Source organism: Prevotella sp. LCP21S3_D2, from assembly GCF_052118345.1.
GTDB lineage: Bacteria > Bacteroidota > Bacteroidia > Bacteroidales > Bacteroidaceae > Prevotella.
Genome location: NZ_JBQKHJ010000036.1, coordinates 23028 through 29779, shown reverse-complemented (window position 1 = coordinate 29779; position 6752 = coordinate 23028). Strand labels below are relative to the sequence as shown.

Sequence of the window (6752 nt, the reverse complement as noted above, 5' to 3'; positions counted from 1 at the left end):
AACTTGCAAGAGCAGATCGACAAGCTTGCTACTGCCGATCAGCTTTCACAGAAGGTTGCTGAGCTCCAGGCTCTGATCTCTTCTAACAAGTCTGACATCACTTCTCTTCAGACTAAGGTAGCTGAGGCTTTGACTGCTGCTCAGAAGGCACAGACAACTGCTGATAGCAAGGCAACTCTTGACGAGGTTAAGGCTGAGTTGGAGAAGTATGCTACTAAGGACGAAGTTGCTACAGTAAAGGCTACTCTCGAAGCTGCACAGAAGGCTCTCGAGGAGAAGAACGATGCAGCTTTGAAGGATGCAGTTCAGAAGGCTCAGGAAGCAGCTGACAAGGCTGTTGCTGATGCTAAGGCTGCTGTTGAGGAGGTAAAGACAGACTTGGCTAGCTACAAGACTACTGTTGCTTCTGAGCAGGAGGTTGTTAATACTGCCCTCGCAACTCTCAACACAAAGGTTGATGCTAAGGCTGACACCACAGCTTTGAATAATGCTATTGCAGCTTTGACTGCTGCTGATGCTAATGCTAAGGCTGAGATTCTTAGCGAGATTGCTAGTAAGTATGCTACTAAGAAGCAGGCTGACGAGATTGATGCTGCTTTGAAGAAGTTTGCTATTAAGATTGAACAGCAGCTCGGTGATTATGCTAAGACTGCAGAGGTTCAGAGACTCCTTGCTGAGCTTAAGAAGAATGCTGATGTAACTTATGCTACTAAGGAGGAAATCAAGAATCTCCAGACTAAGAAGGCTGTAGAAGAGGCTATCAACAAGGCAATTGGTGAATTGAAGAAGGGTGATCTCGCAGCTGTCAATGAGATAGCTAAGGAGGCTTTGAAGAAGGCTAACACGGCTGAGTCTGAGAAGGGCCTTGCTTATTTGAAGGCACTTGCTGCTGAGGGTGCTGCTACTGCTGCTGCTCAGGATGCTAAGGCTGCAGATGCTAAGGCAGTTCAGAACCAGAAAGATATCAAGGCTATCCAGGATGCTCTTGGTGCTGGTTTCGATGCAAAGAACACTGTTGCTAAGGCTATCCAGCTTATCAACGATCAGTTGACTGCTAAGAATACAGGTCTTTCTGGTCTTGACGGACGTTTGAAGAGCATTGAGTCTAAGCTTGCTTTGGAAGATCCAGACAAGAGCTTGGTTGAGCGTGTTAGCAAGATTGAAGACCAGTTGAAGGAAATCATCGGTGAGTACACAACTATGGTAACTGAGGTTAACTTGCTTGGTTCATTCCAAACCGATGGTACTTTGACTGCGCCAAACAAGTCTGAATTGCAGTTTACTAGTGGTACTGTTGCTGATGACTTTATCTTCGGTAAGGCAGAGAAGGCTAGTGCTACTTATCAGGTTCCTGCAGCTACAAACCAGCAGACATTCGTTAAGGGTACTACATTCAATACCAAGACTGAACTTGTTGTTCGTGTTAACCCAGTAAACGCTGTCCTCACAAAGGCTGCTATCAAGTTGGTTGACTCTAAGAACAACAACTTGGACAATATCCTTGAAATCGGTGAGCCTGAGAAGTATGATAAGTTGTTCACAACAACAAGAGCTGCTAACAATACTGGTCTTTGGAAGATTCCTGTAACTGTGAAGCCAGGCGTTGCAAGAACTGCTATTGAACAGTTGAATGATGGCAAGCATATTCTTTATGCTGTAGCTGTTAATAACACCAATAGCGAGGCAGCTAAGGACCGCTATGTTACTTCTACATACGACATCATTGTTCCTGAGGCAAAAGAATTTGATAAACCAAATGAACTTACTACCATTGGTAATGTTAAGATTAAGTCTGTAAACACAATGGCAGGTGAAAGCCCTATCTTGTTGTCAAATGCAATGCCATATGCTGACGGTCGTGTGGATGGCGATATTGTACCTGCAAAGAGCGGGGAGGATATCACAATTGATTTCGGTGAATATAAAGACCAGATTCAGTACTTCTATGTAGTACGTGATGACAGCAACGTTGATGACAAAAGTGGTTCTTCTGCTATCAATGCTTGGAAGAGCTATGAGTATGGTGGTTCTGCATACGGTAATGTTGTAGAGGTTAATCCTGCAGACAAGACCCCAACTATCAATGTTAAGATTAATGGTCAGAAGGGTGACAGGATCGGTTTCCGTATCTTCGCTGTCAAGTATAATGGTAAGGTAATACCAGAAAATGGTCAGAGTTTCGTAGTTAACGTAGGTGAAGACGAGAACCAGGTTTCTGTAACTGGTGAGGTTGATGCTTACTATAATGCTACTAAGGTTGCTGATGGTAAAAAGAATAAAACTGGTTGGTTGAAACTCTCTTCTCCATTGAAGGGTAATTCTGCATTGGATGCTACATGGAGTACTAAGGTTGGTAATGAGATTATTACATTCGGAGTAGAATACTCAACTGACGGTAAGACAGTAGCCGAAATTGATGGCTCACAGAACAAGAACATCAAGTATATTAGGTTTACTTGTACAACAGACCTTATGAAGTGGAATGATGGTCTCAAGGCTACAGGTACAATTTCTACCAAGAATTCTGATAATATGGTAGAGAACGAAATCGCTGTATCTTTGACAAAGCATCTTCCTTCTGTTCAGACTACCAAGGAAATCTATAATTATACTTGGAAGGACGAGCAGCTTGAACACGGCAAATATAAAGCATACGTTTATCCAACTGGTAGCTGGACTGCTGATGCAACAACTGGTTACAAGAATTTGGAAGAGGCTATCACAGGTTTGCAGGCTGGTTTCGATATTGTTATTGATAACACAGCTAAGGATGGTGATGGTAACTATACTTTGTCAAAACTCGTTCCATCAACAACTACTGCAACACAAACTGCATGGAATGTAACAGTAGACAAGGAATTGGTTGATGGTACAACAGAGCACAAGACAACTATCTCTTACAACTATGGTCCTATCTCAACAGATCATAAGAATGCTAATGGTGACTACGTTATAACACTTGAGTCTGTTCAGACTGTATTTACTTGTCCATTGAACGATAAGGATCAGACTTATAGTTGGCATAAGCATGAATTTAAAAATGCTCAGGGTAAGGTTACAAGCACTGCAGACGTTAATGAATTGACATATGGTGATGGTAAAACTCTTAGAATTGGTGGAACCGATGCTAATCCAGTTTATGCTAATCTCTTAGAGTATATCATCGGTCATAACACACTTGCCAACAAGGAGTTCGGTGGTGAATTGAAGAATCTTGTAAATGGTACAAGCAAGAAGTATAAGAGCATCACTGCTAAGCTGATTTCTAACCAGAGCAAGCAGGAAGACTACTTTACAACATCAATCAGTAATGATGGTGTAATTAGCTTCGCCCCTGTTAAAAATAATACATCAAACCCAGTTAATGACGTTAAGTCAACATTGGTTATTACTCTTACTGACGCATTCGGTCACGTGATGGTATACCCTATGGAGTTCACTGTAAAGCGTGCACAGTAATTGTTTGATAAATTAAGCAAATTAGAAGCTTAAACATACCCAAAGGAGCTTCCCATATTTATTTGGGGAGCTCCTTTTTCCTATTATAGATATTGATGAAAATGAAGAAATTCGTATTTGTTTGGATCGCTTTGATCAGTATCATCTTCTCTCTTTCTTCCTGCAAGGAGAAGATAAAAGATGTAGAGGGAGTCGTTACCAGCGTGGATATCAATCCTGATGGTGACACCATCCGCTCTATGAAAGTTTTCAATGGCGAGGATACCTTGATCTTTACGGTTAAGGATGCTCAGTATGCCAATGGGGTCATGCTTGCCAATGATAATGTCAAGGTGCATTATCTGAGCGGCAATGGCGATACGCTGCGTGCTGTGCTGGTTTATGTCAAGCCAAGACCTTCTAAGGTGATAGAGCTTGAGCCGGATAGCACCAAGCCTCTCTTGACAAGATAATCTACAGAGTTATTAATCAATAAAAGATATGATTATGAATACAATGAAATCTTTGTTCGCTGCTTCGTTGTTGGCCCTCGGCACAATATCTGCCATGGCTCAGGCTACTTACACCGACCAGAACGGTGATGAGTATACTTTCAACAAGCACTGGTTCCTGGATCTGCAGGGCGGTGCTCAGTATACACTCGGCGAGGCTAAGTTCGGTGATTTGCTCTCTCCTAACGTTCAGTTGGGCTTGGGCTACCAGTTCTCTCCAGTCTTCGGCATGCGTCTGCAGGCTAACGGTTGGCAGAGCAAGGGCGGTTGGGCTGGATTCCGTGCTCAGAAGGGTGAGACTCCTTACAACGCTCAGTATAAATATAAATATGTGGCTCCTGGTGTTGACTTCATGTTCAACCTCAGCAACCTCTTCTGCGGTTGGAACCCTAACCGTGTGCTGAACGTTACTGCCTTCGCTGGAGCCGGCGCCAACATCGCTTGGGATAACGACGAAGTGAATGAGTTGGCTGCAACCATGAAGAATATGAATGCCTACAACCTGGAGTATCTCTGGGATGGTACCAAGGTTCGCCCTTACGGTCGTGCCGGTATCGAGTTGGCATTCAAGGTCAGCAAGTCTGTCAGTCTGATGCTTGAGGGTAATGCCAATGTCATTTCAGACAAGTACAACTCTAAGAAGGCTGATAACCCTGACTGGTATTTCAATGCTTTGGCTGGTCTTCGCATCAACCTGGGCACGAGTGCTACCAAGAAGGAGAAGCCAGTAGAACCAGAACCAGCTCCAGCACCTGTTCAGAAGGTTGAGGAGCCAGCTCCTGCTCCAGCACCTGTAGTAGAGAAGAAGGTTGAGGAAATCCGTCGTGATATCTTCTTCACCATCAACTCTAACAAGATTTCTGCCAAGGAGAATCAGAAGATCCTCGAAGTCATCGACTTCCTGGTGAAGTATCCTGAGGCAAAGGTGGTTGTTACCGGTTATGCTGACAAGGGTACTGGTAATGACAGAGTGAACGACCGCATCGCTGCCAAGCGTGCTGCAGCCGTTGTCTGGATGTTGGAGAAGCGCTATGGCATTCCTGCTGAGCGCATCACTGAGGAATCAAAGGGTGCTCGTGTTCAGCCATTTGCAGAGAATGATATGAACCGTGTTTCCATCATGATTGCTAAATAATATCTGGCTTGTGCCAAATATTATTTATCACTAATTCTGGATTCGGGGCAAGCCTGTAAAGCTTACCTGAATCCATGCTTTTAGCGAGGTTTCTTTTCAAGAAGCCTCGCTTTTTCGGTTTGAAAATAGTGTTTTTTCGATCCACCCCGTCCCTCCTTAGCCAAGGAGGGCTCCACCGCTTTCCCCAAGCCCCTTTCCCCTCAGGGGACAGGGGATGTAACCGCCCTCCGGTGCTCAGAACCGCTTCGCTCTAAGGTTGGCGGGGCATCAAAGCCCTCGCCATATTTTGCGGGATGGGACCGCCTGGGGAACTTTTAAAGGTAAAAGAGCTGTTTAAAGGTAAAAAAGTAAAAAGGTAAAAAAGTAAAAGAAATCTGCGTCATCTGCGAAATCTGCGTGACTTTTAAAGGTAAAAAATCTGCGTGACTTTTAAAGGTAAAAAATCCGTGGAAATCTGTGAGATCGGCGGGAGACAACTCTGCTGGGGGGACTTTTTTATGCTTTTTCCTCTTATTTTTGCATTATTTACTCCTAAACTTTCTCATTTCTCGCATTTTTGGCGTAATTTTGTTCTTCATTCAAAAATAACGCAAAAATATGACACTTAGAATAGAATTACCAGACGATTCTGAGATGAAAAAAGATGATGAGATTATCATCAGGTTTAATAGTAAGGCTGGACAACACGGATATTCTGTGATAACAAAAACACAGGATGAAATGGAAAAGATGGAAAAATCGAACCCGAATAGGGGAGTAAAACTGGGTGACTATGCTGAAAAAATCAGACAGAGACTGAAGGATAACTACCAATATCGTACGGCTGATATCAACCAGTGTACAATGAAGAGCTTTATGAAGTTCAGAAAACAGAAGGATATCCTGCTGTGCGAACTCGACGAACTGGTGGTGGGTGCCTACGAGAGCTATCTGAAGCATCAGGGACTGACGCTGAATACCATCTCCTTCTATATGCGACGGCTCCGCGCCATCTACAACAGTGCCGTGAAGGAACTGGAGATTCCCGACCGCAAACCCTTTGCCGGTGCCTTTACCCGAACCACGAAGACGAGTAAGCGAGCCATCTCGCAAAAGGCTATCCGACAGCTGGCACAACTGAAACTGGAAACTTATAACCAGCAGTTTGCCAGAGACTTATTCCTTTTCAGCTACTATACAAGGGGCATGTCGTTCGTGGATATCGCCTGTCTGGAGAAGTCGAATATCCGCAACGGATACCTTATCTATAAACGAAGGAAGACGGGGCAGGAACTGAGGATAGCCTGGCGGCAGAGCATGCAGGACATTGTGGACCGTTATCCTTCGCTCGACGGGAAACATCTGCTGGGCATCCTGGACAACCATGCAGAGAAAAGTCTCCGGCAGCAGAGGCATTACCGGCAATGTCTGATTAACAAGACCCTGAAAAAGCTATCCAAACTGATAGATATCGACATCACACTGACGATGTATGTTGCCCGACATTCGTGGGCTACCAACGCCAAGGAGAAGAATGTTCCCGTGAGCGTAATCAGTGACAGTATGGGACATAATTCGGAAAAAACAACACAAATTTATCTCAAGAGTATTAACGCCGACCAGATAGACCAGACCAATGATATCCTGATTGATGCCATCACCAAATAGGGGATATGGCTTAATTTTTC

Annotated in this window: 3 protein-coding genes and 1 pseudogene; all 4 read left to right on the top strand. The window is 44.1% G+C overall.

The genetic code is table 11. The annotated features are described in order from the left end of the window. Positions 1–3459 (top strand): annotated as a pseudogene (locus ACTQ16_RS15160) (hypothetical protein); the annotation flags it as partial. 101 nt (positions 3460–3560) lie between these two features. Then, on the top strand, positions 3561–3911 hold the full coding sequence (locus tag ACTQ16_RS15155) for a hypothetical protein (protein ID WP_441938189.1): 351 nt from the start codon (positions 3561–3563) through the stop codon (positions 3909–3911). A 34-nt stretch (positions 3912–3945) separates the two neighbouring features. After that, entirely contained in the window at positions 3946–5085 is a 1140-nt protein-coding gene (locus ACTQ16_RS15150) for an OmpA family protein (protein ID WP_441938187.1), read from the top strand. 597 nt (positions 5086–5682) lie between these two features. Beyond that, positions 5683–6732, top strand: coding sequence for a tyrosine-type recombinase/integrase (locus ACTQ16_RS15145; protein WP_441938186.1), 1050 nt, complete (start codon positions 5683–5685; stop codon positions 6730–6732). Positions 6733–6752 lie beyond the last annotated feature (20 nt).

Coding starts and splice junctions, on each gene's coding strand:
- ACTQ16_RS15145 (WP_441938186.1), top strand. CDS start 5,683: ATGACACTTAGAATAGAATTACCAGACGATTCTGAGATGAAAAAAGAT.
- ACTQ16_RS15155 (WP_441938189.1), top strand. CDS start 3,561: ATGAAGAAATTCGTATTTGTTTGGATCGCTTTGATCAGTATCATCTTC.
- ACTQ16_RS15150 (WP_441938187.1), top strand. CDS start 3,946: ATGAATACAATGAAATCTTTGTTCGCTGCTTCGTTGTTGGCCCTCGGC.